The organism is Mesorhizobium sp. C268A (assembly GCF_040324475.1).
Classification (GTDB): Bacteria; Pseudomonadota; Alphaproteobacteria; order Rhizobiales; family Rhizobiaceae; genus Mesorhizobium.
In genome coordinates this window covers 1,234,703-1,260,747 of sequence record NZ_JAMYVX010000001.1, presented here as the reverse complement: position 1 = coordinate 1,260,747, position 26,045 = coordinate 1,234,703, and the positions used below count along the sequence as shown (strand labels likewise).

The 26,045-nt window shown below is 63.8% G+C and carries 20 protein-coding genes and 1 tRNA gene; 9 read left to right on the top strand and 12 right to left on the bottom strand.

Features of this window, described 5'->3' with window-relative positions:
- Window positions 1-105 precede the first annotated feature (105 nt).
- Genes NKL06_RS06425 through NKL06_RS06415 form a run of 3 tightly spaced genes read left to right on the top strand, consistent with a single transcriptional unit; the run spans window position 106 to window position 3,818 of the window.
- Window positions 106-1,029 carry an ABC transporter permease subunit gene (locus NKL06_RS06425; protein WP_023684574.1) on the top strand — a complete coding sequence of 308 codons (924 nt, stop codon included), beginning with the start codon at window positions 106-108 and terminating at the stop codon, window positions 1,027-1,029.
- Window positions 1,030-1,038: 9 nt separating this feature from the next.
- Window positions 1,039-2,166 carry an ABC transporter permease gene (locus NKL06_RS06420; protein ID WP_023670736.1) on the top strand — a complete coding sequence of 376 codons (1,128 nt, stop codon included), beginning with the start codon at window positions 1,039-1,041 and terminating at the stop codon, window positions 2,164-2,166.
- Between the two features lie 32 nt (window positions 2,167-2,198).
- A complete protein-coding gene (locus NKL06_RS06415; protein WP_023692764.1) occupies window positions 2,199-3,818 on the top strand; it encodes an ABC transporter ATP-binding protein in 1,620 nt (539 codons plus the stop codon).
- 44 nt (window positions 3,819-3,862) lie between these two features.
- On the opposite strand, the gene NKL06_RS06410 is transcribed toward NKL06_RS06415, so the two are convergent.
- Window positions 3,863-4,201 (bottom strand): hypothetical protein, encoded by a 339-nt coding sequence (locus NKL06_RS06410; protein WP_023692765.1) that lies wholly within the window; start codon window positions 4,199-4,201, stop codon window positions 3,863-3,865.
- 170 nt (window positions 4,202-4,371) lie between these two features.
- Window positions 4,372-4,448 (bottom strand) — tRNA-Pro (locus NKL06_RS06405).
- 200 nt (window positions 4,449-4,648) lie between these two features.
- Between NKL06_RS06405 and NKL06_RS06400 the strand changes: the two genes are divergently transcribed.
- Both NKL06_RS06400 and NKL06_RS06395 read left to right on the top strand, forming a co-directional pair.
- Entirely contained in the window at window positions 4,649-6,169 is a 1,521-nt protein-coding gene (locus tag NKL06_RS06400) for a phosphomannomutase/phosphoglucomutase (RefSeq protein ID WP_023692766.1), read from the top strand.
- Window positions 6,170-6,180: 11 nt separating this feature from the next.
- The gene (locus NKL06_RS06395) at window positions 6,181-8,418 is read left to right on the top strand and encodes a mannose-1-phosphate guanylyltransferase/mannose-6-phosphate isomerase (RefSeq protein ID WP_023692767.1); all 2,238 of its coding nucleotides are present in this window, start codon (window positions 6,181-6,183) and stop codon (window positions 8,416-8,418) included.
- A gap of 190 nt (window positions 8,419-8,608) precedes the next feature.
- Here the strand turns inward: NKL06_RS06395 and betB are convergent, their stop codons facing one another.
- Genes betB through betI form a run of 5 tightly spaced genes read right to left on the bottom strand, consistent with a single transcriptional unit; the run spans window position 8,609 to window position 14,909 of the window.
- On the bottom strand, window positions 8,609-10,072 hold the full coding sequence (gene betB / locus NKL06_RS06390; protein WP_023670741.1) for a betaine-aldehyde dehydrogenase: 1,464 nt from the start codon (window positions 10,070-10,072) through the stop codon (window positions 8,609-8,611).
- 51 nt (window positions 10,073-10,123) lie between these two features.
- On the bottom strand, window positions 10,124-11,776 hold the full coding sequence (betA, locus tag NKL06_RS06385) for a choline dehydrogenase (protein ID WP_023692768.1): 1,653 nt from the start codon (window positions 11,774-11,776) through the stop codon (window positions 10,124-10,126).
- A 3-nt stretch (window positions 11,777-11,779) separates the two neighbouring features.
- The gene (locus NKL06_RS06380; RefSeq protein ID WP_023687208.1) at window positions 11,780-12,784 is read right to left on the bottom strand and encodes a threonine/serine dehydratase family protein; all 1,005 of its coding nucleotides are present in this window, start codon (window positions 12,782-12,784) and stop codon (window positions 11,780-11,782) included.
- The gene (gene betC / locus NKL06_RS06375) at window positions 12,781-14,310 is read right to left on the bottom strand and encodes a choline-sulfatase (RefSeq protein WP_023687209.1); all 1,530 of its coding nucleotides are present in this window, start codon (window positions 14,308-14,310) and stop codon (window positions 12,781-12,783) included. The genes NKL06_RS06380 and betC overlap by 4 nt, the downstream gene beginning before the upstream one ends.
- A gap of 8 nt (window positions 14,311-14,318) precedes the next feature.
- Window positions 14,319-14,909, bottom strand: coding sequence for a choline-binding transcriptional repressor BetI (gene betI, locus NKL06_RS06370; RefSeq protein WP_023692769.1), 591 nt, complete (start codon window positions 14,907-14,909; stop codon window positions 14,319-14,321).
- Between the two features lie 199 nt (window positions 14,910-15,108).
- Here betI and NKL06_RS06365 point away from each other — a divergent pair, with 199 nt between their 5' ends.
- Complete coding sequence (locus NKL06_RS06365; protein WP_023684567.1) at window positions 15,109-16,275, top strand: acetyl-CoA acetyltransferase; 1,167 nt, start codon at window positions 15,109-15,111, stop codon at window positions 16,273-16,275.
- 28 nt (window positions 16,276-16,303) lie between these two features.
- On the top strand, window positions 16,304-17,308 hold the full coding sequence (locus NKL06_RS06360; protein WP_023692770.1) for an asparaginase: 1,005 nt from the start codon (window positions 16,304-16,306) through the stop codon (window positions 17,306-17,308).
- On the opposite strand, the gene NKL06_RS06355 is transcribed toward NKL06_RS06360, so the two are convergent.
- Complete coding sequence (locus NKL06_RS06355) at window positions 17,301-18,656, bottom strand: TIGR03808 family TAT-translocated repetitive protein (RefSeq protein WP_023808040.1); 1,356 nt, start codon at window positions 18,654-18,656, stop codon at window positions 17,301-17,303. The two genes, NKL06_RS06360 and NKL06_RS06355, sit on opposite strands and share 8 nt — an antisense overlap.
- A gap of 140 nt (window positions 18,657-18,796) precedes the next feature.
- On the opposite strand from NKL06_RS06355, the gene greA reads away from it, so the two are divergent.
- On the top strand, window positions 18,797-19,270 hold the full coding sequence (gene greA / locus NKL06_RS06350; RefSeq protein WP_023692771.1) for a transcription elongation factor GreA: 474 nt from the start codon (window positions 18,797-18,799) through the stop codon (window positions 19,268-19,270).
- Window positions 19,271-19,277: 7 nt separating this feature from the next.
- On the opposite strand, the gene NKL06_RS06345 is transcribed toward greA, so the two are convergent.
- From NKL06_RS06345 to NKL06_RS06335, 3 genes are all read right to left on the bottom strand, one after another.
- Window positions 19,278-19,514, bottom strand: a complete 237-nt coding sequence (locus NKL06_RS06345) for an AbrB/MazE/SpoVT family DNA-binding domain-containing protein (RefSeq protein ID WP_023692772.1) — start codon at window positions 19,512-19,514, stop codon at window positions 19,278-19,280.
- 64 nt (window positions 19,515-19,578) lie between these two features.
- Window positions 19,579-21,699: a methylmalonyl-CoA mutase gene (gene scpA / locus NKL06_RS06340; RefSeq protein ID WP_023692773.1), complete on the bottom strand. Its 2,121-nt coding sequence runs from the start codon at window positions 21,697-21,699 to the stop codon at window positions 19,579-19,581.
- Window positions 21,696-23,138 carry a methylmalonyl-CoA mutase subunit beta gene (locus tag NKL06_RS06335; protein ID WP_023692774.1) on the bottom strand — a complete coding sequence of 481 codons (1,443 nt, stop codon included), beginning with the start codon at window positions 23,136-23,138 and terminating at the stop codon, window positions 21,696-21,698. The genes scpA and NKL06_RS06335 overlap by 4 nt, the downstream gene beginning before the upstream one ends.
- A 349-nt stretch (window positions 23,139-23,487) precedes the next feature.
- Here NKL06_RS06335 and NKL06_RS06330 point away from each other — a divergent pair, with 349 nt between their 5' ends.
- Entirely contained in the window at window positions 23,488-25,032 is a 1,545-nt protein-coding gene (locus NKL06_RS06330; protein ID WP_023692775.1) for a helicase HerA-like C-terminal domain-containing protein, read from the top strand.
- A 37-nt stretch (window positions 25,033-25,069) separates the two neighbouring features.
- On the opposite strand, the gene NKL06_RS06325 is transcribed toward NKL06_RS06330, so the two are convergent.
- Window positions 25,070-25,969, bottom strand: a complete 900-nt coding sequence (locus NKL06_RS06325; RefSeq protein ID WP_023692776.1) for an SMP-30/gluconolactonase/LRE family protein — start codon at window positions 25,967-25,969, stop codon at window positions 25,070-25,072.
- Window positions 25,970-26,045: the final 76 nt, after the last annotated feature.

Below are 26,045 nucleotides of genomic sequence, written 5' to 3'. Positions count from 1 at the left end.
GAAAGTCGTGGTCGATTTTCGGCAAGCCCGGTGCGAAGATTTGGCGCCGGAGCGTGGCAATGCGTCTGCATGGACGTATGTCGCTCTGGCCGAAGCGGGGCGCCGATGCTGCGATACATCTTACGGCGGCTTCTGACCGCCATTCCGACGCTGTTCGTCATCGTGACCATGGCGTTCTTCCTGATACGCGTCGCACCGGGCGGCCCTTTCAATCAGGAGCGGGGCCTCAGTCCCGAGATCAGGGCCAATCTGGAAGCACAGTTCGGCCTCGACGATCCGCTCTGGCTGCAATATGCCCACTATCTCGGCAATCTTCTGCGCGGCAATTTCGGGCCGAGCTACAATTTGCCTGACTTCACCGTCACCGAACTGTTTGCCAAGGGGCTGCCGATATCGGTCCAGCTCGGCACCTCGGCGCTGATCCTAGCGCTGCTGCTTGGTTCGGTGCTCGGCACCATCGCCGCGCTCAACCAGAACAAGCTTGGCGACTATACGGTGATTGCGCTGGCGACCGCCGGCAGCACTATCCCCACCTTCGTCATCGCTCCTGTGATTCAGCTGGTGTTCGGATTGACCTGGAAGCTGTTGCCGATCGGCGGCTGGGGTGATGGCGCATTGATCAACAAGATCGGCCCGGTGCTGACGCTGGCCTTGCCGCAGATCGCCATCGTTGCCCGCCTGATGCGCGGGTCGATGATCGAGAGCTTGCGTTCGCATCATATCCGAACGGCGCGTGCGCTCGGCCTCTCCGACTGGTCGGTGGTGGTCAAGCACGCGCTGCGCGGCGCCATCCTGCCGATCGTTTCCTTCACCGGCCCGGCAGCCGCGGCGCTGCTCACCGGTTCGGTCATCGTCGAGACCATCTTCTCCATTCCCGGTGTCGGCCGCTATTTCGTCGATGCCGCGCTCAACCGCGACTACACGCTGGTGATGGGGACCGTGGTGGTGATCGCGCTCTTCACCATCGTCTTCAACCTGATCGTCGACGTCATGTACGCGGTCGTCGACCCGAGGGTACGCTATGACTGAGGGTGCGCTATGACTGACATCACAGCCGCCGCCGCTCCGCCGGCCGTCGTCGGCCGCTCGCTCTGGGGCGACGCATGGGCGCGCCTCAAAGCCAACCGCGCCGCCATGTTCAGCCTCTATTACCTGGCCTTCATTGGCGTCATCAGCATCTTCGGCCCCTGGTTCGTGCCGCATCAGTACACCACCATCTATGCCGACTATGTGCGCACGCCGCCAAGCTTTTCAGCCTATCCGAAGCCCGACATGATCGAGACGGCGCTCAAGGATGCCATCAAGCGCATGCGCGTCGACATCAAGGAGTGGAAACTGGACGGCAGTCGCGTCACCGTCACCGTCACCTCGACCAAACCGATCGACGACCGCAACATCCGCTATCTTGACCGCTCCGATGCCTTCGACGATACCAAGATAGAGAGCAAATCGGCCGACGGGCTCGAATTGACTATGACTGCGTCGGTCAAACAGCAGTACTTCCTGTTCGGCACCGACAACACCGGTCGCGATCTTCTCTCGCGAACGCTGATGGCAGGGCGCATCTCGCTGGCCATCGGCCTGCTTGCCGGCATTGTCGCCGTGGTCATCGGCGTCCTCTACGGGGCGGCGGCCGGCTTTTCCGGCGGGAAGATCGACGAGGTGATGATGCGCATCGTCGACGTGCTCTATTCCTTGCCCTTCATTTTCTTTGTCATCATGCTGGTGGTGTTCTTCGGCCGCAATTTCGTGCTGATGTTCCTGGCGGTCGGGGCGGTGCTGTGGCTCGACATGGCGCGCATCGTGCGCGGCCAGGCGCTGTCGATCCGGCGGCAGGAGTATGTCCAGGCGGCCGAAGCCATGGGCGTCGGCCAGCGCGGCATCCTGCTGCGCCATGTCATCCCCAATCTGCTCGGACCAGTGGTGATCTACATGACGCTGCTGGTGCCGCAGGTCATCATCCTGGAAAGTTTCCTGTCCTTCCTCGGCCTTGGCGTGCAGGAGCCGATGACCAGCTGGGGCGTGCTCATCTCGGTCGGCGCCAAGAACATTGGCACCGCCAACTGGCTGCTTTTGTTCCCCGCCTTCTTCCTCGTGTCGACGCTGTTTGCGCTGAACTTCGTCGGCGACGGCCTGCGCGATGCGCTCGATCCGAGAGACCGATAATATGGGGACCAAATAAAATGGGGACCGTTGCGATGGAAACGCCCGAAACGATCCTCAGCGTCAAGGACCTTCGCGTCCGTTTCCGCACGCTCGACGGCGCGGTCGAAGCGGTCAAGGGCATCAACATCCACGTCAAGGCAGGGGAAACCGTTGCCGTGGTCGGCGAATCCGGATCCGGCAAGAGCCAGACCATGATGGCGGCGATGAGCCTGCTGGCGTCCAATGGCGAGGCGACGGGTCACGTCGATTATCGCGGCCGCAACCTTTTGACCATGAGCAAGCCCGACCTCAACAGGGTGCGCGGCGCCAAGATCAGCATGATCTTCCAGGAGCCGATGACCTCGCTCGATCCACTCTATTCGATCGGCAACCAGCTTATCGAACCGATCCGCAAGCACCGCGGGCTGAACGCAGCCGAGGCACGGAACGAGGCGCTCAAGTTGCTCAGGCTGGTGCATATCCCCGATCCCGAGCGGCGGATGAAATCCTATCCGCACGAAATGTCAGGTGGCCAGCGCCAGCGCGTCATGATCGCCATGGCATTGGCCAACGACCCCGACATCCTGATCGCCGACGAGCCGACGACGGCGCTCGACGTCACCATCCAGGCGCAGATCCTGGTGCTGCTCGCCGAATTGCAGCGCAAGCTCGGCATGGCCATCGTCTTCATCACCCACGACCTCGGCATCGTCCGGCGCTTTGCCGACCGCGTCTATGTCATGCGCTATGGCGAGGTGGTCGAGGAAGGCGAGGCGGAAGCACTTTTCGCCAACCCGCAGCATGCCTATACCAAAATGCTGCTGGCCGCCGAACCGACCGGCACCAAGGCGGCGCCGCCGCCCAGCGCTCCGGTGCTGCTGGAGGGCCGCAATGTCGAAGTGACCTTCAAGATCGGCGGCGGCTTCCTTGCCGGCGAACCGCTGCTGCTACGCGCCGTCGATCACATTTCGATCCGGCTGAAGCGCAACCAGACCATCGGTATCGTCGGCGAGTCCGGTTCGGGAAAATCGACGCTCGGCCGCGCACTTCTGCGCCTGTTGCCCAGCGACGGTGTCATCCGCTTCGGCGACCGCGACATCTCCACCGCCGACCGCCAGGCGATGCGGCCGCTGCGACGTGAGATGCAACTCGTCTTCCAGGATCCGTTCGGCTCGCTGTCGCCGCGCATGACTGTCGGCCAGATCATCACCGAAGGGCTTCTGGTGCATGAGCCGAACCTGTCAGGCAAGCAACGCGATCAGCGCGCCGTCGAGGCCTTGCTCGAGGTCGGCCTCGACCCCAACGCACGCAACCGCTACCCGCACGAATTCTCCGGCGGCCAGCGCCAGCGCATCGCCATCGCGCGTGCCGTGATCCTGAAGCCCAAACTGGTGGTGCTGGACGAGCCGACTTCGGCGCTCGACCGCTCGGTGCAGAAGCAGATCGTCGAATTGCTGCGCAAGCTGCAGGCCGACCACGAACTGTCCTACCTCTTCATCAGCCACGATCTCTCCGTGGTGCGCGCCATGGCCGACTACATCATCGTCATGAGGCAGGGCAAGATCGTCGAGGAAGGCCCGACCGAACAGATATTCAGCAACCCGCAGGCCGCCTACACCCAGACGCTGATGGCTGCGGCGATCGATGTCACGCGCTTCCGGCTGAGTGCTTAAGGCGTGACGTTGAGCAGATAGTCAGGGTAGGGCCAGTAGTTCGCTTAGCCCGCTGACCTGGGACATCTGTTGGCTCTTGTCGCGACAATGGCCTCTTGCCGCTGCTTCAGCAGCTCGATTCTGGCCGTCTCACGCTTGGCCACTGCGCTCTTCACGCGCGTGCCGCCGAGCAGCCAGTTGGGAACGCTGGTGTTGGTGACCCTGCCGCGGGTGATGGCGGTTTGCGAGATGTCGCGCGCGGTATCGCCTACCGCGTTGTTGAGCTCGGCGCATGTCATGCTGTCGTATTTCGCCGGGTTCACCGCGCTGCCCAGCGATGAGCAGCCTGCCGCCAAGGACAAAGCGAGCAGCGCTGACAGCCGGCTTGAAATCAACAAATTCATCTTCCGCAAACCTCGTTCCGGCCGCTGTCTCGGCGGCATTCCTATTATCGAGGTAGCGCGGAAGGTTGTCGCGTCAAAACACCATGCTGACAGCGAACGCCGACGCGGCCGGTTTGCATCAAGCTATCTTGTGGGTCGGGAGAAACGAACACCTAAGTGTCTGTTTTTTCTGGTCGGAGTGGCAGGATTTGAACCTGCGACCCCCTCGTCCCGAACGAGGTGCGCTACCAGGCTGCGCTACACTCCGTGACCAGACCGCGGGCTTATAGCTGCCACATACCGTTCCCGCAAGCGGCAATGGCAGCGCTTCTGTCGCATTTCGTTGGCTTTCGTCGGGCATTGCCGCAAAGCTTGGATTTCCCGCCCGGGATAAACCCCGCTTAAAGCCTTGTGTGCTAGGCAGCAGCCTCGATAAATCGTGTTTTCGCCATCTGGAGCTTTGCTGTCTTGCCCCTGAAAATCGTAGGCGACGCCCGGCCCAACAGCTTCGAATTCGAAACCGAAGCGCTGATCAAGGCGTCCGGCTTTCGCGAATACGACGCGCGCTGGTGGTTTGGCCATGCCGGCTCCGCGCAGCCGCCGGAGCTGAACCTGATCGGCGTCCAGGCGCTGGGCATGGGCCTGGGCACCTTGATCCGCCGTCTTGGCGCCGGGCCCGACATCGTCACCGGGCATGATTTCCGTTCCTATTCGCTTGCCATCAAGCTGGCGCTGGTTTCCGGCCTGATGGCTGCGGGCGCAAAGGTGAAAGACATTGGCCTGGCGCTGTCGCCCATGGCCTATTTCGCCCAGTTCGCGCTCGACGCGCCTTCCGTCGCCATGGTCACGGCATCGCACAACGAGAATGGCTGGACCGGAGTCAAGATGGGTGCGGCGAGGCCGCTCACCTTCGGACCGGAGGAGATGAGCGCCCTGAAACAGATCGTGCTGTCGGGCGATTTCGATCTTGCCGGCGGTGGCTCCTACGAATTCGTCTCCGGTTTTCGCGAGACCTATCTCGACGATCTGGTGAGCGACAAGCGCATCGCGCGAAAGCTGAAAGTCGTGGCCGCTTGCGGCAACGGCACTGCCGGCGCCTTCGCGCCACAGGCGCTGGAGCGCATCGGTTGCGAGGTGATCCCGCTCGATGTCGAGCTCGACCACAGTTTTCCGCGCTATAACCCGAACCCGGAAGACATGCAGATGCTGCATGCCATCAGGGACAAAGTGCTGGAAACAGGTGCCCATGTCGGCCTGGGTTTCGATGGCGACGGCGACCGTTGCGGCGTGGTCGACAATGAGGGCAACGAGATTTTTGCCGACAAGGTCGGCGTCATGCTCGCGCGGGACATATCAACCCAATATCCCGGCTCGACCTTCGTCGTCGACGTCAAGTCGACCGGCCTGTTCAACACCGACAGCGTGCTCCAAGCCAATGGCGCCGTCACCGATTATTGGAAGACCGGTCATTCCTACATAAAGCGCCGCGTCGCCGAGCTTGGCGCCGTCGCCGGCTTCGAGAAGTCGGGCCATTTCTTCTTCAATTCCCCGATCGGCCGCGGCTATGATGACGGTCTCATCACGGCAATAGCCATATGTGAGATGCTCGTCCGCAACCCCACAAGTTCGATGGCCGATCTCTATCGCGCGCTGCCGCTGACCTTCGGCACGCCGACCATGTCGCCGCATTGCGCCGATGACGTGAAATACGGCGTGGTCGATCAGGTGGTGGCGGACTTCCAGGCGATGCAGCGCGCCGGCAAGGCTTTTGCCGGCCAGAAGATCGCCGACCTGATCACCGTCAACGGCGTGCGCATCGTGGCCGAAGATGGCACCTGGGGCCTGGTACGGGCGTCGTCGAACAAGCCGGAGCTTGTCGTGGTTGTCGAAAGCCCGGTATCGTCCGACCGCCGCCGGCAGATGTTCGAGGCCGTCGACGCCGTGCTGCGCCGCAGCCCCGAAGTCGGCGCTTACAACCAGACGTTCTGATTGGACCTTTCATGAGCGAGCGCATCGTCAGTTTTGTCATGAGCGGCGGTGTCGGCTCGCGCCTGTGGCCGCTGTCGCGCCAGGACAACCCGAAACAGTTCCACGATCTCTCCGGCGACGGCTCGATGCTGGCCAAGACCTTGCGCCGGCTGACGGCGCGGCCGGAAGGTGAGACGCCGATCTTCCTGATCGCCGCCGAGCGCCATGCCGAGCGCGTGCATGCCGACCTTGCCGGCCTCGACCTCGCCGGCGGTGGCCCGCTGTTCGAGCCGACCGGGCGCAACACGGCTGCCGCCGTGGCGCTGGCCGCGTTGCGCACATTGTCGGAGTTCGGCGACAGCCTGGTGCTGGTGGTGCCGTCAGACCATGAAATCGCCACGCCCAAGCAGTTCTGGCAGAGCGTCGAGGCTGGCAGCCTGGCAGCCCTTTCCGGCCGTCTGGTGGTGTTCGGCATCAAGCCGACGCAGCCCGAGACCGGCTATGGGTATATCGAAGTCGCAGCCGAAAGCGGCGGCGTCTTCGACGTGTCGCGCTTCGTCGAAAAGCCCGACCTCGCCACCGCGCAGAGCTATCTCAGTGCGGGCACCTTCTACTGGAACACCGGCATTTTCCTGTTTCGCGCCGGCGCCATGCGCGATGCATTTGCGGCCTTCCAGCCCGACATCTGGCAGGCCACCCAAGCGGCCTACAAGGCAGCGACTTCGGATCTGTCCGGCCTCTATATGCCGCTCGACCTCTACGCCGCCATCCCGTCGAACTCGATCGACTACGCCATCATGGAGCGGGCCAAGGACATCGTCATGGTACCGGCCGGCTTTCGCTGGAACGACCTCGGCTCCTGGCAGTCGCTGCTCGATGTCGGCCCTGCTGATGCCAATGGCAATGTCGTCGTCGGCGATGTTGTCGCCATCGATTGCGAGAACTCCTACATCAGAAGCGACGGCCGGCTTTTGTCGGCTATCGGCATGAAGGACGTCGCGATCGTCTCGACGGCGGACGCCACCTTCGTCGCACCGGTCAGCCACAGCCAGCACGTCAAGAAGATCGTCGAGCAGCTGGAGAAATCGGGACGGCTGGAAACCAGGTTTACGCCGGCACACGACCGCGTCATCGAGAGCGGCGCCTGGCGTCGGCGCGTGCATCACTGGCTGTTCGAGGAGACCTTGCCGCTTTGGTCGACTTCAGGCGTCGATGAGCGTCATGGCGGCTTCCACGAGGCGCTCGGCTTCCACGGCGAGGCGCTGTTGAAGCCCAAGCGCATGCGCACGACGGCGAGGCAAGTCTACGCCTTCGCCGTTGCCAAGGCCCGCGGCTGGGACGGTCCAGCCGATCGCCTGATCTCCCATGGCATCGCCTTCATGGCCGGCAAGGGCCGCACGGACCGGGGCGGCTGGGTGCGCACGCTCAATGTCGACGGCTCCGTCGCCGACCCAACCGAGGATGCCTACGACCATTCCTGCGTGCTGCTGGCGCTGGCGCATGCGCATATGTGCGGCAATCCGGATGCGCTGCGGCTGGGCCAGGAGACCTTCGTGTTCCTCGACGCGCATCTCGAGGACAGCCGCATGACCGGTTTCCTCGAGACGTCGGACGGGGAGGGCGAGCGGCGCTCCAACCCGCATATGCATCTGCTCGAGGCCTTCCTCGCCTGGTATGAGGCGACCGGCGACCGCACCTATCTGCGCCGCGCCGCGCGCATCATCGACCTTTTCCGCAGTCATTTCTTCGATGCCGAGAGCTGGACGCTGGGCGAATATTTCGACGCCGGGTGGAAGCCGGCCGCCGGCGAGAAGGGCACATGGACCGAGCCCGGCCATCATTTCGAATGGGCCTCGCTGCTCACCGATTTCGTCGCCCGCAGCGGCCAGGGCGAGTTGAGCAATTTTGCCCGCAAGCTCTACGCCTCGGCCATCGCCAACGGCCTCAACCGCGCCACCGGCCTTGCCTACGGTGCGGTCTCCCGGCAGGGCCTGCCGCTCGACCTCGTATCGCGCAGCTGGCCGCAGGCGGAAGCGATCAAGGCGGCGATTGCGCTGGATGGCTCGGGCGGTCCCGACCTCAAGCCCGAAATCGAGGCGCGCGTCGGCCGGCTATTCCGCTGGCACATCGACCCGGCGCCGCTCGGCCTGTGGATCGACCGCATCGACGAACGCGGCCGCTCCTTGGCATCGGACGTGCCGGCCAGCATCTTCTATCATCTGGTCTGCGCGCTGACGCAGTATCTTGATGGGACAGCGCAGAAGGGGTGAAGCGTTGGAGCTGCCAATCTCCCCCCTTGCGGGGGAGATGCCTGGCAAGGCAGAGGGGGGTGCTGTCCCGCCGACGTCTCAGCTACTCGAAGATCAGACCAAAGGTTGGCGATCCGTCACACCCCCCTCTGGCCTGCCGGCCATCTCCCCCGCAAGGGGGGAGATCAGCTGTCACTTCGCTTTCAATGCCTCAATACGGGCTCGCTACATCCCCGGTCTCGACATACACCGCCTTCAGCTGCGAATAGAGCGCTAAAGCCGCCAGCGAGTTCTCGCGCCCGATGCCGGATTGCTTCACCCCGCCAAACGGAATTTCCACCGGCGTCAGATTGTAGGCGTTTATCCAGCAGGTGCCGGCCTGCAGTTCGGCGATCACCCTATGGGCGCGCTGCAGGTCGCGGGTGAAGACGCCGGCGGCGAGGCCGAATTCGGTGTCGTTGGCGCGGTCGATCACCTCGTCCTCGCCGTCGAACTTCAGCACGCTCATCACCGGCCCGAAAATCTCCTCGCGCGCAATGCGCATCGTATCGGTGACACCGGTGAACACCGTCGGCTCGACAAAGAAGCCGCCATCGAACCCTTGCAGCGACGGCACGTTGCCACCGCAGGCGAGCGTTGCTCCATCCTGCCTGCCGGCCGCGATGTAGGAAACGACCTTCTCCTGCTGCGCCTTGTTGACCAGCGGCCCCATCTGCGTCTCAGGATCGAGCGGATCGCCGATGCGGATCTTTTTCGTCCGCTCGACCAGCCGGTCGACGAAGCGGTCATGGATGCCGCTTTGTACGAAAACACGCGTGCCGTTGGAGCAGATCTGCCCGGTCGAATAGAAATTGCCGAGCATGGCGCCGCCGATGGCGTTTTCGAGATCGGCATCGTCGAACACGATCAGCGGCGACTTGCCGCCGAGTTCCATCGTCGCATGCTTCATCTTCGAACCGGCGAGCGACAGCACCTTGCGGCCGGTCGGCACCGAGCCGGTCACCGAAACCTTGGCAACGACATCGTGGCCGACGAGGCCGGCGCCGACATCGCCATAGCCTTGCACGACGTTGAACAGCCCGTCGGGCAGGCCCGCCTCTGAGTAGATCTCGGCCAGCGCCAGCGCCGACAGCGGCGTGTTTTCCGAAGGCTTGAATACCATGGCGTTGCCCATGGCGAGCGCGGGGGCGGATTTCCAGCCGGCGATCTGGATCGGATAGTTCCAGGCGCCGATGCCGACGCACACACCGAGCGCCTCGCGGCGCGTATAGGCAAAAGGTCCACCAAGATCGATCGCATCGCCGTTGAAGGCGGCAACCGCGCCGCCGAAATATTCGAGGCAGTCGGCGGCCGATAGTGCATCCGCCACCAGCGTCTCCTGGATCGCTTTGCCGGTGTCGAGCGTCTCGATCCGCGCCAGATCGGCGTTGCGCGCGCGCAAAATGTCGGCGGCGCGGCGCAGGATGCGGCCACGCTCGACCGGCTTCATCCGCGCCCAGGCCGGTTGTGCGGCCCGCGCGGCTTCGATGGCGAGCTCCAGCACGTTCGGAGTCGCCGAATGCAAGGTGGCGATGACCTCACCGGTCGCCGGATAGATCACCGGCAGCGGCGCGCCGCCTTCGTCCTCGATGTAGCGGCCGTTGACATAGTGCGATGCCGTTGGCTGGGCGCGCATGCTGTTCTCCAGATGTATTCGCTATTGCGGAGCAGTCCGCCGGACAATGCCCTATCGATCCGCCACCTGCCAGCGCGGATTGATCCAGGGTTCCTGGTTGGACGGCGCCAGTGGCGTGCGGCCGAGAATGTGGTCGGAGGCCTTCTCGCCGGTCATGATCGACGGCGCGTTGAGGTTGCCGTTGGTCACCCGCGGGAAGATCGAGGAGTCGGCGACGCGCAGGCCGTCGACGCCGATGACCCGGCACTCCGGATCGACCACGCTCATGATGTCGTCGGCGCGGCCCATCTTGCAAGTGCCGCACGGGTGGTAGGCACTCTCGGCATGATCGCGGATGAAGGCGTCGAGATCCTCGTCCGACTGGACGTGCGAACCCGGCGAGATTTCCTTGCCGCGAAAGCCGTCAAAAGCCTTCTGGCCGAAGATCTCGCGGGTCAGCCGGATGCAGTGGCGGAACTCGGTCCAGTCGTCTGGATGCGACATGTAGTTGAAGCGGATGACCGGCGTCGCTTTCGGGTCGGGCGAGCGCAGCGTCACCGAACCGCGCGACTTCGACCGCATCGGCCCGACATGCGCCTGGAAGCCATGCGCCTTCGCCGCCGCCTTGCCGTCATAGCGCACCGCCGCCGGGATGAAGTGGTACTGGATATCGGGGTAGTCGACACCGGCCTGCGAGCGTACGAAGGCCGCGGCCTCGAAATGGTTGGTGGCGCCGAGGCCGGTCTTGAAGAACAGCCACTGCGCCCCGATCAGCGTCTTGGAGAATGGGTTGAGAACCGAATTCAGCGTGATCGGCTGGGTCGATTCCTGCTGGATGTAGAGCTCCATATGATCCTGCAGATTGCGGCCGACACCGGGCCGGTCGGCCACGACCTGGATGCCGTTCTCCGTGAGATGCGCGGCCGGGCCGATACCGGATAGCATCAGGATCTTGGGCGAATTGATCGACGATGCGGCGACGATCACCTCACGTCGTGCCTTAACGACCTGAATCTGTTTGTGAGCTTCGATCTCGACTCCGACGGCACGCTGATTCTCGATGATCACCCGGCGGGCGAAGCCTCTGATCACGCTGACATTTTGCCGCTTGAGCGCCGGCTTCAGATAGGCCGACGCAGCCGACCAGCGGCGGCCGCCGCGAATGGTTTGCTCCATCGGTCCGAAGCCTTCCTGCTTCCAGCCATTGTAGTCGTCGGTCAGTTCGAACCCGGCTTGGCGGCCGGCCTCGACAAAGGCGCCGTAGAGCGGATTCTTGCGCGGGCCACGCTGGACGTGCAGCGGGCCGCCGTGGCCGCGCCAGCCGTCCTCGCCGCCGTCACTGTCCTCCATGCGCTTGAAATAGGGCAGCACGTCGGCGAAGCCCCAGCCGGCCGCCCCCTGTTCGGCCCAGTGGTCGAAGTCGCGTGCGTGGCCCCTGACATAGACCATGCCGTTGATCGAGGACGAGCCGCCGATCACCTTGCCGCGTGGCGTCGCCAGCACGCGGCCGCCGAGATGCGGCTCCGGTTCGCTGGCAAAGCCCCAGTCGTAAAGGCTCATGTTGAGCGGGATCGACAGCGCCGACGGCATCTGGATCAGCGGCCCGATATCGGTACCGCCGAACTCGATGACGATCACCGAATGCTTGCCGTCTTCCGACAGTCGGTAGGCCATGGCCGAGCCGGCCGAGCCGGAGCCGATGATGACGAAGTCTGCTTCAAGCATGGTTCACATGCGCCCATCGTTCATATGCGAAATAAAATCGGCGAGCGAGACATTGCCGCCGGTAGCCATGACCAGGACCGTTTTACCCGTCACATCCACCTTGCCGCCGAGAAGCGCCGCCAGAGAGGCGGCGCCCGATGGCTCGAGCACCAGCTTCATCCGTTCGAAGGCGATCTTCATCGCTCGCCTAACCGATTGGTCGTCGACGGTGATGCCGCGCACGCCAGCGGTCTTGACCGCCGCGAACGGCGCGTCGCCCGGCCGCCGCGACATCAGCCCGTCGCAGATCGATTTCGGCGCGATCGGCATGGTCTCGATGGCGCCATGCGCTAGCGATGCACCCATGCCGTTGAAGCCTTCCGGCTCGACGCCGATGATCTCGGTTGCCGGCGACAGATAGTGGAAGGCGAGCGAGATGCCGCCGATCAGTCCGCCGCCGCCGACCGAGCAGAACAGAAGGTCGGCACTGGCGTCCTTTGCCTCGAATTGTTCGAGCGCTTCGAGCCCGGCGCCGGCCTGGCCGGCAACGATCTCCGGATCGTCGAATGGATGCAGCAACGCCAGCCCTTCGGTCTCGGCAATCTCGCAGGCCTTGGCGGCTGCGACCTCTTCACGGGCGCGCTCGCCATGATCGGTCAGCACGACGCGCGCGCCATAGCCTGTGGTCGCATCGCGCTTGGCGGCCGGCGCGTCGATCGGCATGACGATGGTGACGGGAATGCCGAGCGCCTGGCCGGCAGCCGCCAACCCTTGCGCGAAATTGCCGGAGGAGTAGGCGACGACGCCTTTTATGGCCTCATCCGGCGACAGCCGCTTCAACCGCCAATAGGCCCCGCGCACCTTGAACGAGCCGGCCCATTGCAGTGATTCCGGCTTGATAAAGACGCGGGCCGCACCCGTCTCCTTGGCCAAGGCTGTCGATTCCAGCAAAGGCGTGATCTGCGTCGCCTTCGACGTCACGGCATAGGCCTGTCTGAGGTGCTCGAGGGAGGGGACAATTGTCATCATTCGCCTCGCGGAAAGCGTTTCTGTTCCTCGAGATTGTCGAGGTTCATGTGGTTGCGCATGTAGCGTTCCGACGCCTTCTGCAGCGGTTGGAACTCCCAGGGGTAATGCGTGCCGTTGCGTAGCGCCGGATAGACCACCCAGCGCCGCGCCTGGCTGGTACGCACGGCGGCGTCGAAGGCGGCCATGTCCCAGCGCGCTCGTACGGCTCCCGTGAAGGCCGCCACCAGATCGGCATGCGTCGGATCGGTGGCAAGATTGGTGAGTTCTTGCGGATCGGCTTCGAGATCGAACAGAAGCGGCGGATCGATCTCGCAATGGATGAATTTATAGCGGCCGTCGCGGATCGCCACCAACGGCGCGTTGGAGCCTTCGGCGGCATACTCCATCAGAACTGGAGCATCGCGTTTCGTGCCCTCGAGCAGCGGCAGCAGCGACTGGCCGTCGGTCCACGGCGCGATCGCCGAGATGTCGATGCCGGCGAGATCGCACAATGTCGGCGTCACGTCGAGATTGGAAACCGGCGCGTCGATCAGCCCCGCGGCAACGCCCTTGCCGGCGATCATCAGCGGCACCCGTGCCGAGCCCTCGAAAAAGTTCATCTTGAACCACAGGCCGCGCTCGCCAAGCATATCGCCATGGTCGGAGCAGAACAGGATGACCGTGTCGTCCAGCATGCGCGTACGTTCCAGCACTGACATCAACTCGCCGACCTTGTCGTCGAGATAGGAGATGTTGGCGTAGTAGCCGCGCCGCGAGCGGCGGATCTGCTCCGGCGTGATGTTGAAACTGTCGTAGTCGCTGGCGCGGTAAAGCCGCTGCGAATGCGGGTCCTGATCGGCATAGGGGATGAATCCCACCTCCGGTTCGAGCGCCGGACAATCTTCATAGAGATCCCAATATTGCCGCCGTGCGACATAGGGGTCGTGCGGGTGGGTGAAGGAAACCGTCAGGCACCAGGGCCGGCTGGCCGCATCGTCGGAGGTGCGGGCAAGGTCGTAGAGTTTTTGCACCGCGTGGAAGGCGACCTCGTCGTCATACTCCATCTGGTTGGTGATCTCGGCGACGCCGGCGCCGGTCACCGAGCCCAGATTGTGATACCACCAGTCGATGCGTTCGCCGGGCTTGCGGTAGTCCGGCGTCCAGCCGAAATCGGCGGGATAGATATCGGTGGTCAACCGCTCTTCGAAACCATGCAACTGGTCGGGGCCGACGAAATGCATCTTGCCCGACAGGCAGGTGTAATAGCCGGCGGCGCGCAGATGGTGAGCATAGGTCGGAATTGAGGAGGCGAACTCAGCGGCGTTGTCGTAGACTTGGGTGCGCGACGGCAATTGGCCGCTCATGAAGGCGGCGCGCCCCGGCGCGCAAAGCGGCGAGGGCGTATAATTGTTCCGGAAACGTGCCGCGCGCGCGGCCAGCTCCTTGAGATGCGGCGCGTGCAGGAAGTCCGCCGGTCCGTTCGGAAACAGCGTGCCGTTGAGCTGATCGACCATGACGATCAGGATGTTGGGTCGCCTTTGTGTCACTGAGGCTGTCACTGTGTCTGTCGCCCGCCGAGTTTGGTTTCCAGATAGTCCTCGACCAGCGCAATCGCGGTCGCCGCGTCCGGCACGCCGTCCTTCAGCGCCCGCCTGATGTAGAGCCCGTCGATCATCGCCGCGGTCGCTTCCGCCGCGCGGTCGGCTTCGTGCCTGGCCAAGATGCCGGTCAGCCCGCTCATTAGGTTGGAATGCAGCCGCCGCGCATAGACCCTGAGCAGCCGGCGCAAGGCCGATGATTTCTGCGCCTCGACATAGAAGGCGAGCCAGGCCGCGATGGTTTCCGGCTGGAACTGGATGTCGGAGAAGTTGACGGCCACCACGGCCGAAACACGTTCGCGCGGCGAGCCGGCGGATTGCAGCGCGCGCCGCATGTCGATCGTCAGCTCGGCCAGAATATGCCTCATCGTCGCCAGCAGCAGCTCATCCTTGGCGCCGAAATAGTGGTGAGCCAATGCTGACGACACACCGGCGCGCCCCGCTATCTCCGACATGGTCACGTCAAGCGAGCCGCGCTCGCCGATCGCCGAGATCGTCGCGTCGATGAGCGCCTTGCGGCGCAACGGTTCCATTCCGACTTTAGGCATGATGTTCCCGGATTTTGCGGCGGAGATTATTTTTTATTGACGCGTCAATCAACAAAAAACGATCCGATTGGAACCTGCACCAAGCGATTGTCGGCTTGCGGCCCTTTTCGATGCGGGCGGGATTGTTTATATTTGAACAATAAAGGCGAAGTGCGCCATTTGCCCACATGTTAGGCTGGCGCCAAGGATGGAGACCGCCATGACCGCATGCATCGTTGGCTGGGCGCATTCGCGCTTCGGCAAGCTGGAAGGCGAGACGCTGGAAGGCCTGATCACCAAGGTCGCGGTCGACGCGCTCGACCATGCCGGCATCGGCCCGGATGAGGTCGACGAGATCGTGCTCGGCCACTTCAATGCCGGCTTTTCCCCACAGGATTTTACCGCCAGCCTCGTGTTGCAGGCCGACGACCGACTGCGCTTCAAGCCGGCGACGCGGGTCGAGAATGCTTGCGCCACCGGTTCGGCCGCGGTCCGGCAAGGCATCCGCGCCATCGACGCAAACGCTGCCCGCATCGTGCTGGTGGTCGGTGCCGAGCAGATGACGACGACCCCCGGCCCCGAGATCGGCAAGAACCTGCTCAAGGCTTCCTATCTGCCGGAGGAGGGCGACACGCCGGCCGGTTTCGCTGGCGTCTTCGGCAAGATCGCGCAGGCCTATTTCCAGCGTTATGGCGACCAGTCCGACGCGCTGGCGATGATCGCCGCCAAGAACCACAAGAACGGCGTCAACAATCCGTATGCGCAGATGCGCAAGGATTTCGGCTACGAGTTCTGCCGCCAGGAAAGCGAGAAAAACCCGTTCGTGGCCGGTCCGCTGAAGCGCACGGACTGTTCGCTGGTCTCCGACGGTGCTGCCGCCCTTGTGCTGACCGACACCTCGACGGCGTTGATGATGCGCCGCGCCGTCGCCTTCCGCGCCAACGAGCATGTCCAGGATTTCCTGCCGATGTCGAAGCGCGACATCCTGTCTTTCGAAGGCTGCGAGCAGGCCTGGAACCAGGCTTTGAAGAAGGCCGGCGTGACGCTCGACGACCTCTCCTTCGTCGAGACGCATGACTGCTTCACCATTGCCGAACTGATCGAATATGAGGCGATGGGCCTGGCCAAGCCGGGCGAGGGCGCCAGGCTGGCGCTAGACGGCACGACGGCAAAGGACGGCAGGCTGCCGGTCAATCCTTCGGGCGGGCTGAAGGCCAAGGGCCATCCGATCGGCGCCACCGGTGTGTCGATGCATGTGCTGACCGCCATGCAGTTGACCGGCGAGGCAGGCGGCATCCAGGTGCCGGGGGCAACGCTCGGCGGCATCTTCAACATGGGTGGCGCTGCCGTTGCCAACTACGTTTCAATCCTCGACCGGATCAGGTAGAAGCGGCCCGTATTTTTGGGGCGTGGTGATGACAAATCCGGTTCTGGTCGAGGTCTTGCGCGGCGCGATCGTCGAGAGCGCCCATCGCGGCGCTGTCGCAATCTTCGACGGTGACGGCAAGCCTGTCCTGGAGATCGGCCATACGGCGCGGCCGGTGTTTCCGCGCTCGGCGGTCAAGGCGATCCAGGCGCTGCCGCTGGTTGAAACGGGTGCTGCCGATGCGTACGGCTTCGGCGACCGCGAACTGGCGCTGGCCTGCGCTTCGCATTCGGGCGAACCCGCGCATGTCGAACTGGCGCAGGCGATGCTGGCCAAGGCCGGGCTCGACAAGTCGGCGCTGGAATGCGGCGCGCATTGGCCGTCGAGCCACGACGCGACGATCGCACTGGCCCGCACAGGCGTCTCGCCGAACGCACTGCACAACAATTGCTCGGGCAAGCATTCCGGATTTCTCTGCACCTGCGCGCACTCGGGGATTGCCCACCAAGGCTACGTCAAGGCAGGCCATGGTTTGCAGGAGATGGTGCGCGACGCCATGCAGGCGGTGACCGGCGCTGCCCACGATGCGGATCACCGGGCAACCGATGGCTGCTCGATCCCCACCTATGCCGTGCCGCTGAAAAGTTTTGCCCTTGGCTTTGCCCGCATGGCGACGGGCACGAGCTTTGGCCCTGAGCGTGCCAAGGCGGCCAAACGCCTGCTGTCTGCCTGCATGGCCGAGCCTTTCCTGGTCGCCGGCACCGGCAAGGCCGATGTGGCGCTGATGCAGGCCGCGCCCGGCCGCATATTCGTCAAGACGGGCGCCGAGGGTGTCTATTGCGCCGCCGTTCCGGAGCTTGGCCTCGGCATCGCGCTAAAATGTGATGACGGCGCCGGCCGCGCCGCCGAGGTGATGATTGCCGCTGTGCTGGCAAAACTTCTCAGCGCCGACGGCGCACTGGAGGCGAACCTTCTGGAGCGGGCCAATCCGCCGATCGAAAGCCGCATCGGCGCCAAGGTCGGCTCGCTGCGGCCGACGACGGCGCTCAGCTGACCCTGTTTCGCTCAACCGTCAGATGCGCATAGCCGCTTACGCTTGACCGCGCGAGGTCGCCGGTCGCCGGTTCGGCCCAGCGCTGGCCGATGATGGCGCCGTTCTTGGCGCCGTCGATGACGTTGTCGGAAATGATGGCGTTTCCAGCGCCTTCTACCACAGTGACGGCGATGCCGGTTCCGGCCTGACGGATGATGTTTCCCGTCGCCACAACATTGCGCATATAAGCGCCCCAGCCGATCTGCATGCCGTAGAGCGGCGCGTTCTCGATGACATTGCCCGAGACGGTGGTGTCGGCCTCGACGCTGATACCGACGCCGAAGCCCGGCGCGTCGGCGGGGTAGGGGCCGGTGGCCGAGAGGTTGCGCACGATGTTGTTCGAGCAGACACCCATACGGCCGCCGTCGTTGAAATTGACGATCGAGATGCCGTTAGCGGCACCATCGACGATGTTGTTGCCGATGATGGCGCCTTCGAAGGAGAATTCGGAATAGAGCGCCGTTTCGCCCGACCGCGAGCACGTGTTGCCGGTCATCTGCAGATTGCTGGAACTGTTGGCGCGGATCGCCGAGAAGGCGCAGTCCGAGACGAAGTTGCCGGTGAGCGAGACATTGCCGGCACGGAAGGCGTTGATGCCATTGCCGTTCTGCCCGGTGCCGCCGCCGCGCGCGCCGATCCGCTGCACGCGGTTGCCGCTGACGATCGTGCCGTCCTCGGCCTGCTGCCAGCGATGCACAAGAATGCCGCCATTGCCACAGTCGGATACGGTGTTGTCGGATATCGCCAGGCCAGCGGCCTCGACGGAGTAGATGCCGGCGTCCGCAGCCCCCGAAATCTCGGACCGCTCGATGCGGCCCGACGCATGCTCCAGCGCCAGCCCATGCTTGCCGCTGCCGGTGATCGTGCAATTGTCGATGACGAGATGGGCGACGCGGCGCAGGTCGAGCAGGCCTTGCGCATCGTCGGCCAACCCGCCGTTGGCGCCGTCGAAGACCAATGCGGTGAACTCTATATGCTCGGCCTGTTCGGCCGTCAGCAAATGGCCATTGCCGCCATAGAGGATGCGCGAGGCGCCCGGCACGCCCGAAAGCCTGACGCGGGCGGGCAGGGTCAGGTTGGACACGACATAGGTGCCCGGCGGCAGGAACACCGGCGCATTGCGCTGGCTTGCCTCGGCTAGCATCGTGGCGAAGGCCTTGCTCTGGTCGTCCGGTGCGTCCGGCTCCACGCCAAGCTCGGCGGCATTGATCGAGCCAAGCGCTGCCGTCTTCGCCAAGGCGTTGTCCAGCGAAACGCCGAGCACCGCAAAGCCGACAGTCCCCTTGAGAAGCGTTCGTCTGTTCAACATCGGCACAGATCCCTGCGATGAAATGGTTCTTCGCAGGAATTGGGCCAGCCGCATAGGTCTCCGCTCGGCGATAGTCCGACCAAATGACCGGGTCCGCCAAGTGGCTTGTACAGTCGCCGAAGCGGGCCTAAGTTTATCCGATGAGCAGGGCTTTCACCCGCGAGGAAGACAGCGAAAGCGCCATTGCCGGCATCGGCGAGCGGCCGATCAGCCAACACCGCAATCTGGTGACGGAGCGCGGCCTGGCGATGATCGAGGACAATCTGGCCGATCTGCGCGACATTTTGGCGAAAGCCGAGCGAAAAGCCGATCGCGAGCGCATTGCCGTCGTCTCGCGCGACCTGCGCTACTGGACAGCGCGCCGCGAAAGCGCCGAGCTTTCCGTGCCGGAACCGGGCAGCGACCAGGTGCGCTTCGGCATGGGTGTCACGCTGGAAAGCGATGACGGCAAGAAAGTGCACTGGAAGATCGTCGGCGAGGACGAGGCCGACCCCTCAAAGGGCAGCATCTCACACGTCTCGCCAATGGCCGTGGCGCTGTTCGGCAAGAAGGTCGGCGACGTCGCAAGCGTCAACGGCAAGGAATGGGAAATCGTCAAGCTGTCGGACGCCTGACGCCAGCTCACCCTATTTGCACAGCCAGCTTTCGCAACGCGGGCTCATACTTGTCCATGACATCGCGAGCAGCACGCATTTGCCGTTCGACGTCGTCACACGGCACCGGCCTTAGGATGATGCCGTCGTCGGTTTCGATGATCTGGAGTTCATCGCCCACTTGCAGGCCCAAGCTGTCGAGCGTTTCCCGCGGCAGGATTACAACGCCCGATCCGTGCTCAAGTCCGTGAATGATGGTGTTCATAGCTATACCATAGGTTGCGCCCGATATTGTAACGCAACTTTGATAAGCAGTGCAACTGTTTCAATCAGCTCGCCAGCAGCCGGTCCAGCAACCGATCCGCAGCCTCCGGAATAACCGTGCCTGGCGGGAAGATCTCCGCGGCGCCAGCTTCCAGCACCGCGTCATAGTCCTGCGGCGGGATGACGCCGCCGGCGACGATCAGCATGTCGCTGCGGCCGAGCTTCTTCAGCGCGTCGCGTAGTTCGGGGATCAGTGTCAGGTGCCCCGCCGCCAGCGACGAGGCGCCGATGATATGGACGTCCTGCGCCACCGCCAGCCCGGCGATCTCCTCGGGTGTCTGGAACATCGCGCCGACCGTGACGTCGAAGCCGAGATCGGCGAAGGCCGTGGCGATCACCTTCTGGCCACGGTCGTGGCCGTCCTGTCCCATCTTTGCGACCAGGATGCGCGGCTTGCCGCCGGACTTCTTCTCGAAAGCTTCGAGCTTCTCCAGCAATCGGTCGACCGTCAGATTGTCGCCAAGCGCATTGCGATAAACGCCGGAGATCGTTTGCACCGAGGCGACGTGACGGCCAAAGACCTTTTCGAGCGCCAGCGAGATCTCGCCGACCGTTGCATTGGCGCGCGCGGCGCGGATGGCAAATTCCAGCAGGTTTTCGTTACCCTGCGCAGCGCGGGTCAGCGCATCGAGCGCGCTCTCGACCGCGCCGACATTGCGCGTGCCTTTCAGGTTCTGCAGCTTCGACAATTGCCGGGCCTTGACCTCGGCATTGTCGATCTTCAGCACGTCGACCTCGCTATCGTTCTCCGGGCGATGCGCATTGACGCCAATCAGCATCTGTTCGCCGGAATCGATGCGCGCCTGCGTGCGCGCCGCCGCTTCCTCGATGCGCAGTTTTGGAATGCCCTGTTCGGTTGCCGCCGCCATGCCGCCAAGCGCCTCGACCTCTTCGATGTGGGCGAGCGCACGCGCCGCCAGATCATGCGTCAGCCGTTCGATATAGGCCGAGCCGCCCCACGGATCGATGATGCGGGTGGTGCCGGATTCCTTCTGCAGGATCAGCTGCGTGTTGCGGGCGATGCGCGCGGAGTGGTCAGTCGGCAGCGCCATCGCCTCGTCGAACGAGTTGGTGTGCAGCGACTGGGTATGTCCCTGCGTCGCCGCCATCGCCTCGATCATGGTGCGGGTGATGTTGTTGTAGGGGTCCTGCGCCGTCAGCGACCAGCCGGAGGTCTGGCAATGGGTGCGCAGCGACAGCGAGCGTTCATCCTTCGGTGCAAAATTCTTCTGCATCAGGGTCGCCCACAACAGGCGCGCCGCGCGGAGCTTGGCGATCTCCATGAAGAAGTTCATGCCGACCGCCCAGAAGAAGGAAAGCCGCGGGGCGAAACGGTCGATATCGAGCCCGGCGGCGACGCCGGCGCGGGCATATTCGATGCCGTCGGCGATGGTGTAGGCGAGCTCCAGGTCCGCGGTCGCGCCGGCCTCCTGCATGTGATAGCCGGAGATCGAGATCGAATTGAACTTCGGCATGTGCTGGGAGGTATAGGAGAAGATGTCAGACACGATCCGCATCGAGGGCTTCGGCGGATAGATGTAGGTGTTGCGGACCATGAACTCCTTCAGAATGTCGTTCTGAATGGTGCCGGCGAGATCCTTCTGAGCAACGCCCTGTTCTTCGGCCGCGACGATATAGAGCGCCATGATCGGCAGCACCGCGCCGTTCATGGTCATCGACACCGTCATCTCGCCCAGCGGAATGCCGTCGAACAATTGCCGCATGTCGAGGATGGAATCGATGGCCACGCCCGCCATGCCGACATCGCCTGATACACGCGGATGGTCGCTGTCATAGCCGCGATGGGTGGGCAGATCGAAAGCGACCGAAAGGCCCTTTTGGCCGGCGGCGAGATTGCGCCGGTAGAAGGCGTTGGATTCCTCGGCCGTCGAGAAGCCGGCATATTGCCGGATCGTCCACGGCTGCTGGACATACATGGTCGGATAGGGACCGCGCACGAAGGGCGGCATTCCCGGATAGGTGTCGAGATGCGGCAGCCCCTTGAGATCGCCCTGGCCGTAGAGATGCTTGACGGCGATGCCTTCCGGCGTCAGCCGCTGGCCCTTGACCTCGACCGGCGCGCGCCGTGGCGCCGACCAGCCAATATGGCTGAAATCCGGGATCACTGTGCGGCTCCGATTGCCTGGTCGATGCGGACCGGAAACAGCGCCTCGCACACCGCCACGCCCTCTGTGAAAGGCGGCCGCCGCTCAGCCGCTAGCGTCTCGACCGGGGCATCGTTTTTCAGCGGGTAAAGCGTGGTGCCGATGATTACCCGTTCACCCGACCGGTAGGCCTCGGCGCGGCGCTCGGATGCTGCCGTGACGCGCTTCTGGATATGCCCTTGCTGCAGGCTTGCCAGAACGCCGCCTTCCGCTTCGATCCGCTGGAACTCTTCCCACGCCGCTTCGCACAGGCCCAGGGTCAGCGCCTCGACTGCGCCCGACCCCAAGGCTGGGTCGGCGACATGGTCGATATGGCTTTCATTGGCCATGATCAACTGCGCATTGCGGGCGATGCGGCGGGCAAAGCCGGCCGGCAGCCCGTGGGCGATGGTGTGTGGCAGGGTGGAGATCGAGTCCGCGCCGCCTGCTGCCGCTGCAAAGCTGGCAATGGTGGTGCGCAGGATGTTGGTTTCGGCATCCGCCGCCGTCATCATGCGGAACGACGTCTCGGCATGGATGTTGGCTGTCGATGCCGGGATGGAACAGGTTTCCTGGATACGTGCCCACAGCCTGCGCAAGGCCCGGACCTTGGCCATGGACAGGAACTGGTTCTGGTCGACGCTCAGCGCAAAGCCGATATGGGGAGCGGCATAGACAAGCGGCTGGCGCGCATCCTCGAACATCCTGAGGTAGGAGACGGCGGAAGCGAGCATGGTGCCGAGTTCCTGCGCCTCCGTGGCGCCGGCATTGTGGAACACCCGCCCGTCTGCCTCCAGCAGCACACCCGGCACGCCCAGCGAGAAGAAATGCGCCAGCGATTGCGGCATCGATGCCTGCAACGCCTCGATCGACATGCGCAGCCGGCCGGTTCCGGCAAAGATTGCCGCCGGGTCGATGCCGAAGGAGAGGTTCAGCTTTGCCGGGTCGGAGCGGCGCTTGCTCAGGAACGCTACCAGCCAGTCGGCAACGGCACGGCTCCAGGGATGGGCGTCGATGCGGATCTGCGTGCGGTTTAGCGGTACGCCGTCCAGCACCGTCTCCAGCGCCTGCGCCGTCCTCGGCAGGCCATAGCCGAACGCATTCGGAGCACCCTCGAAGACAAGCGACAATCCCGTCGCGCCTTGTGCCACATCGTCCAGGGCCTGCGTCTTGGCGCGGCCGATATCGGGATCGTCAATGCGCTGGCTGACAATCCAGGGCAATTTGGGGTTGGCGCGCACAAGCGGCTCGGCGCCGCCGGCGCGATCGTAGAGCGGTTCGATGCGAATCTGATCGTCGGTATGCGAGACCAGTTTTTCCTCGAAGGAGGCGCCGGCGAGCGCCTTTTCGGCCAAGGCCAGCCAACGCTGGCGCTCGACGTCAGCGGGTTCGATGCTCCTGGTCAAGGCTCCGGCGCCCATCCATGTTCCTCGTTTTTATGCGGCCGCACCAGCGTCAGCCGTCCAGTCTACGGTTCCCTGCCAGATATCGCAATGCAATGCGCTTGCGCGGTTGGGATTCGCTTCCCTGACATAGGGCAGCCTGCGTGGACGAACCATGGAACGATTGCCAAACAGCGGCAAAATCCGCAAGTTCCAAAAACCGATTTGGAGGATTGGTTCAATTTAGACGATTGGCCCAATCTGGATGAATAGCCAACTGGATGGATAGCCCAATTGGAGAATAGCATTGTCGCTGCGCAATGGCCTGACTATACCCTGCGGCACGGCCACAGGCTTTTAACACATCAGTTTGCGGAGACATGGTCATATGGCTGACGACACCAGCATTTTCCTCGGCGCCAGCCGCAAGCCCGACGACAGCTATCAGCGCGCCGAACAGCTCTTGCTGCAATATGGGAACCGCCATGGCCTGATCACCGGCGCCACCGGCACCGGCAAGACAGTCAGCCTGCAGATCCTGGCCGAGGGGTTTTCCAATGCCGGCGTGCCTGTGTTCTGCGCCGATATCAAGGGCGACCTGTCCGGCATTGCCATGATGGGCAAGGCGCAGGATTTCCTGGTCAAGCGGGCCGAGCAGGTCAAGCTCGACCCTTACGACTTCCAGGAATTCCCGGTCATCTTCTGGGACCTGTTCGGCGAGCAGGGCCATCCGATCCGCGCCACCGTCTCGGAAATGGGGCCGCTGCTTCTGTCGCGGCTGATGAACCTCTCCGAAGCGCAGGAAGGCATCATGAACATCGCCTTCCGCATCGCCGATGAGGATGGCCTGCTGCTGCTCGACATGAAGGATCTGCAAGCGCTGCTGGCCAACATCGCAGCGCGCGCCGAAGAGATCAGCTCGCGCTACGGCAATGTCACCAAGCCGTCGGTCGGCGCAATCCAGCGCACGCTTCTGGTGCTGGAACAGCAGGGCGCGGCGCATTTCTTCGGCGAACCGGCTTTGCGCATCGCCGACATCATGCGCACCACCCGCGACGGCCGCGGCGCCATCAGCGTGCTCGCTGCCGACAGGCTGATGATGAACCCCAGGCTCTACGCCACCTTCCTGCTCTGGCTGATGTCGGAACTGTTCGAGCAATTGCCCGAGGTCGGCGATCCCGAAAAGCCGAAACTGGTGTTCTTCTTCGACGAGGCGCATCTGCTTTTCGACGAGGCGCCGAAGGTGCTGATCGACCGCGTCGAGCAGGTGGTTCGCTTGATCCGTTCGAAAGGCGTCGGCGTCTATTTCGTCACGCAGAACCCTTTGGACATCCCTGAAAAGGTTCTCGCCCAGCTCGGCAACCGTGTGCAGCACGCGCTGCGCGCCTATACGCCGCGTGAGCAGCAGGCGGTCAAGACCGCCGCCGACACCTTCCGGCCCAATCCCGATTTCGACTGCGCCACCGCCATCACCCAGCTCGGCACCGGCGAGGCGCTGGTCTCGACGCTGGAGGTCAAGGGCGTGCCGTCCATGGTGCAGCGGACATTGATCCGGCCGCCGTCGTCCAGGCTTGGCCCGATCACGGCGGACGAGCGCCGCAAGCTGATCGACCAGAGCCCGGTCGCCGGCCAGTACGACCAGACCATCGACCGCGAATCGGCCTTCGAGATGCTGCAGAAGAAAGCCAAGGATGCGCAGGACGAGCAGGCGCAGCAGACCGACAGCGGGCGCTCGCGCTGGACCATTCCGGGCTTCGGCAATGACGATCCGCCGCCGCAGCAATCAGGCGATCGCCGGGCCCCTGCACCACGGCCGTCCAACCGCCAGACGGTGGCCGAAGCCGCGATCAAAGCGGTGGTGCGCTCGGTCGGCTCGTCGGTCGGCCGCGCGATCGTGCGCGGGATTCTGGGCAGCCTGTCCAGGGGGCGGTAAAAGGCATCAGCCCGCAAGAATGCCGCATGGCGGGCACCTAACCGAAACGGTTGCTCGGTCGGCCTCGTTCTCCCGGCCGGAGCGCAAAAACGCCGCCCTCGTTCGGATGCGCGTCAAGGTGCTCCGCCGTCATCGTGAAGCGCGCCGAGCTGACGAACAGCGTATCGAGTTTGGCGCCGCCAAAGGCGCAGCTTGTCGGCCAGGAGCAGGGTAGTTCGACGATCCGATCCAGTCGGCCGTCCTGCGCGATGCGAGCAAGGCAGCTGCCGCCGACGACCCGGCAGTTCCAGATGTAGCCTTCGGCGTCCATGCAGGAGCCGTCGGGCAGGCCCCGCTCGAAGGCCCCGAAAAACCGGCGCCGGTGTTCAAGCCGCGATGCGGTCCTGTCCCAAGCATAGCTGTAGAGTTCGTTCTTCATTGTGTCGGCGGTGATGAAGCGACCGTCCGGTGTCCATGCCATGGTGTTGGTGATGCCAAAGCGGTCGTCGGACAGGCGCGTCACGCGGCCGTCGGGAGCAACCCGAAACAACTGCCCGGCCTCCTGCGTGATGGCGACGGGCGCATCATCCGGTCCGATGTTGTTGGCCATCGTTCCGACCCAGAATGACCCATCGGGCGCGATGACGCCTTCATTCAGCCGGATGTCGGGTCTGTCCGGCTCGATCGTCGCAATCGTTCGGAACTTCCCGCCGAAGTCCCACAAGGCAATCTCGTTCCTGAGGCCGACAATGGCGCCGCCATCGGTGCGCAGGCCGATCGAGGTGACCAGATCGGGTGTCTCCCAGGACTCGTGAACTGAGGTCAGCGGATCCAGTCTGTGGATCCTGCGGCCGATAATGTCGATCCAGACCAGCCGGTCGCAGCGGTCGTCCCAGAGCAGGCTCTCGCCGACGACATCACGCGCATCGAAGAGCAGGCCAGCGTTCATATCGTCCATGCGGCTCCTCCAGACCAGCGCATCCAGAACATGCTTGACATATATCTTTCGGATGAATTATCAGCAACCGAATAAC

Excerpts from the sequence above, each read along its gene's own strand:
- NKL06_RS06345 (WP_023692772.1), bottom strand. The coding sequence starts at position 19,514 with ATGAACACCATCATTCACGGACTTGAGCACGGATCGGGCGTTGTAATC.
- betI (WP_023692769.1), bottom strand. The coding sequence starts at position 14,909 with ATGCCTAAAGTCGGAATGGAACCGTTGCGCCGCAAGGCGCTCATCGAC.
- NKL06_RS06355 (WP_023808040.1), bottom strand. The coding sequence starts at position 18,656 with ATGTTGAACAGACGAACGCTTCTCAAGGGGACTGTCGGCTTTGCGGTG.
- NKL06_RS06325 (WP_023692776.1), bottom strand. The coding sequence starts at position 25,969 with ATGGACGATATGAACGCTGGCCTGCTCTTCGATGCGCGTGATGTCGTC.
- greA (WP_023692771.1), top strand. The coding sequence starts at position 18,797 with ATGAGCAGGGCTTTCACCCGCGAGGAAGACAGCGAAAGCGCCATTGCC.
- NKL06_RS06335 (WP_023692774.1), bottom strand. The coding sequence starts at position 23,138 with ATGGGCGCCGGAGCCTTGACCAGGAGCATCGAACCCGCTGACGTCGAG.
- NKL06_RS06360 (WP_023692770.1), top strand. The coding sequence starts at position 16,304 with ATGACAAATCCGGTTCTGGTCGAGGTCTTGCGCGGCGCGATCGTCGAG.
- NKL06_RS06410 (WP_023692765.1), bottom strand. The coding sequence starts at position 4,201 with ATGAATTTGTTGATTTCAAGCCGGCTGTCAGCGCTGCTCGCTTTGTCC.
- NKL06_RS06425 (WP_023684574.1), top strand. The coding sequence starts at position 106 with ATGCTGCGATACATCTTACGGCGGCTTCTGACCGCCATTCCGACGCTG.
- NKL06_RS06415 (WP_023692764.1), top strand. The coding sequence starts at position 2,199 with ATGGAAACGCCCGAAACGATCCTCAGCGTCAAGGACCTTCGCGTCCGT.
- NKL06_RS06365 (WP_023684567.1), top strand. The coding sequence starts at position 15,109 with ATGACCGCATGCATCGTTGGCTGGGCGCATTCGCGCTTCGGCAAGCTG.
- betA (WP_023692768.1), bottom strand. The coding sequence starts at position 11,776 with ATGCTTGAAGCAGACTTCGTCATCATCGGCTCCGGCTCGGCCGGCTCG.
- NKL06_RS06330 (WP_023692775.1), top strand. The coding sequence starts at position 23,488 with ATGGCTGACGACACCAGCATTTTCCTCGGCGCCAGCCGCAAGCCCGAC.
- NKL06_RS06420 (WP_023670736.1), top strand. The coding sequence starts at position 1,039 with ATGACTGACATCACAGCCGCCGCCGCTCCGCCGGCCGTCGTCGGCCGC.
- betB (WP_023670741.1), bottom strand. The coding sequence starts at position 10,072 with ATGCGCGCCCAGCCAACGGCATCGCACTATGTCAACGGCCGCTACATC.
- NKL06_RS06395 (WP_023692767.1), top strand. The coding sequence starts at position 6,181 with ATGAGCGAGCGCATCGTCAGTTTTGTCATGAGCGGCGGTGTCGGCTCG.
- NKL06_RS06380 (WP_023687208.1), bottom strand. The coding sequence starts at position 12,784 with ATGATGACAATTGTCCCCTCCCTCGAGCACCTCAGACAGGCCTATGCC.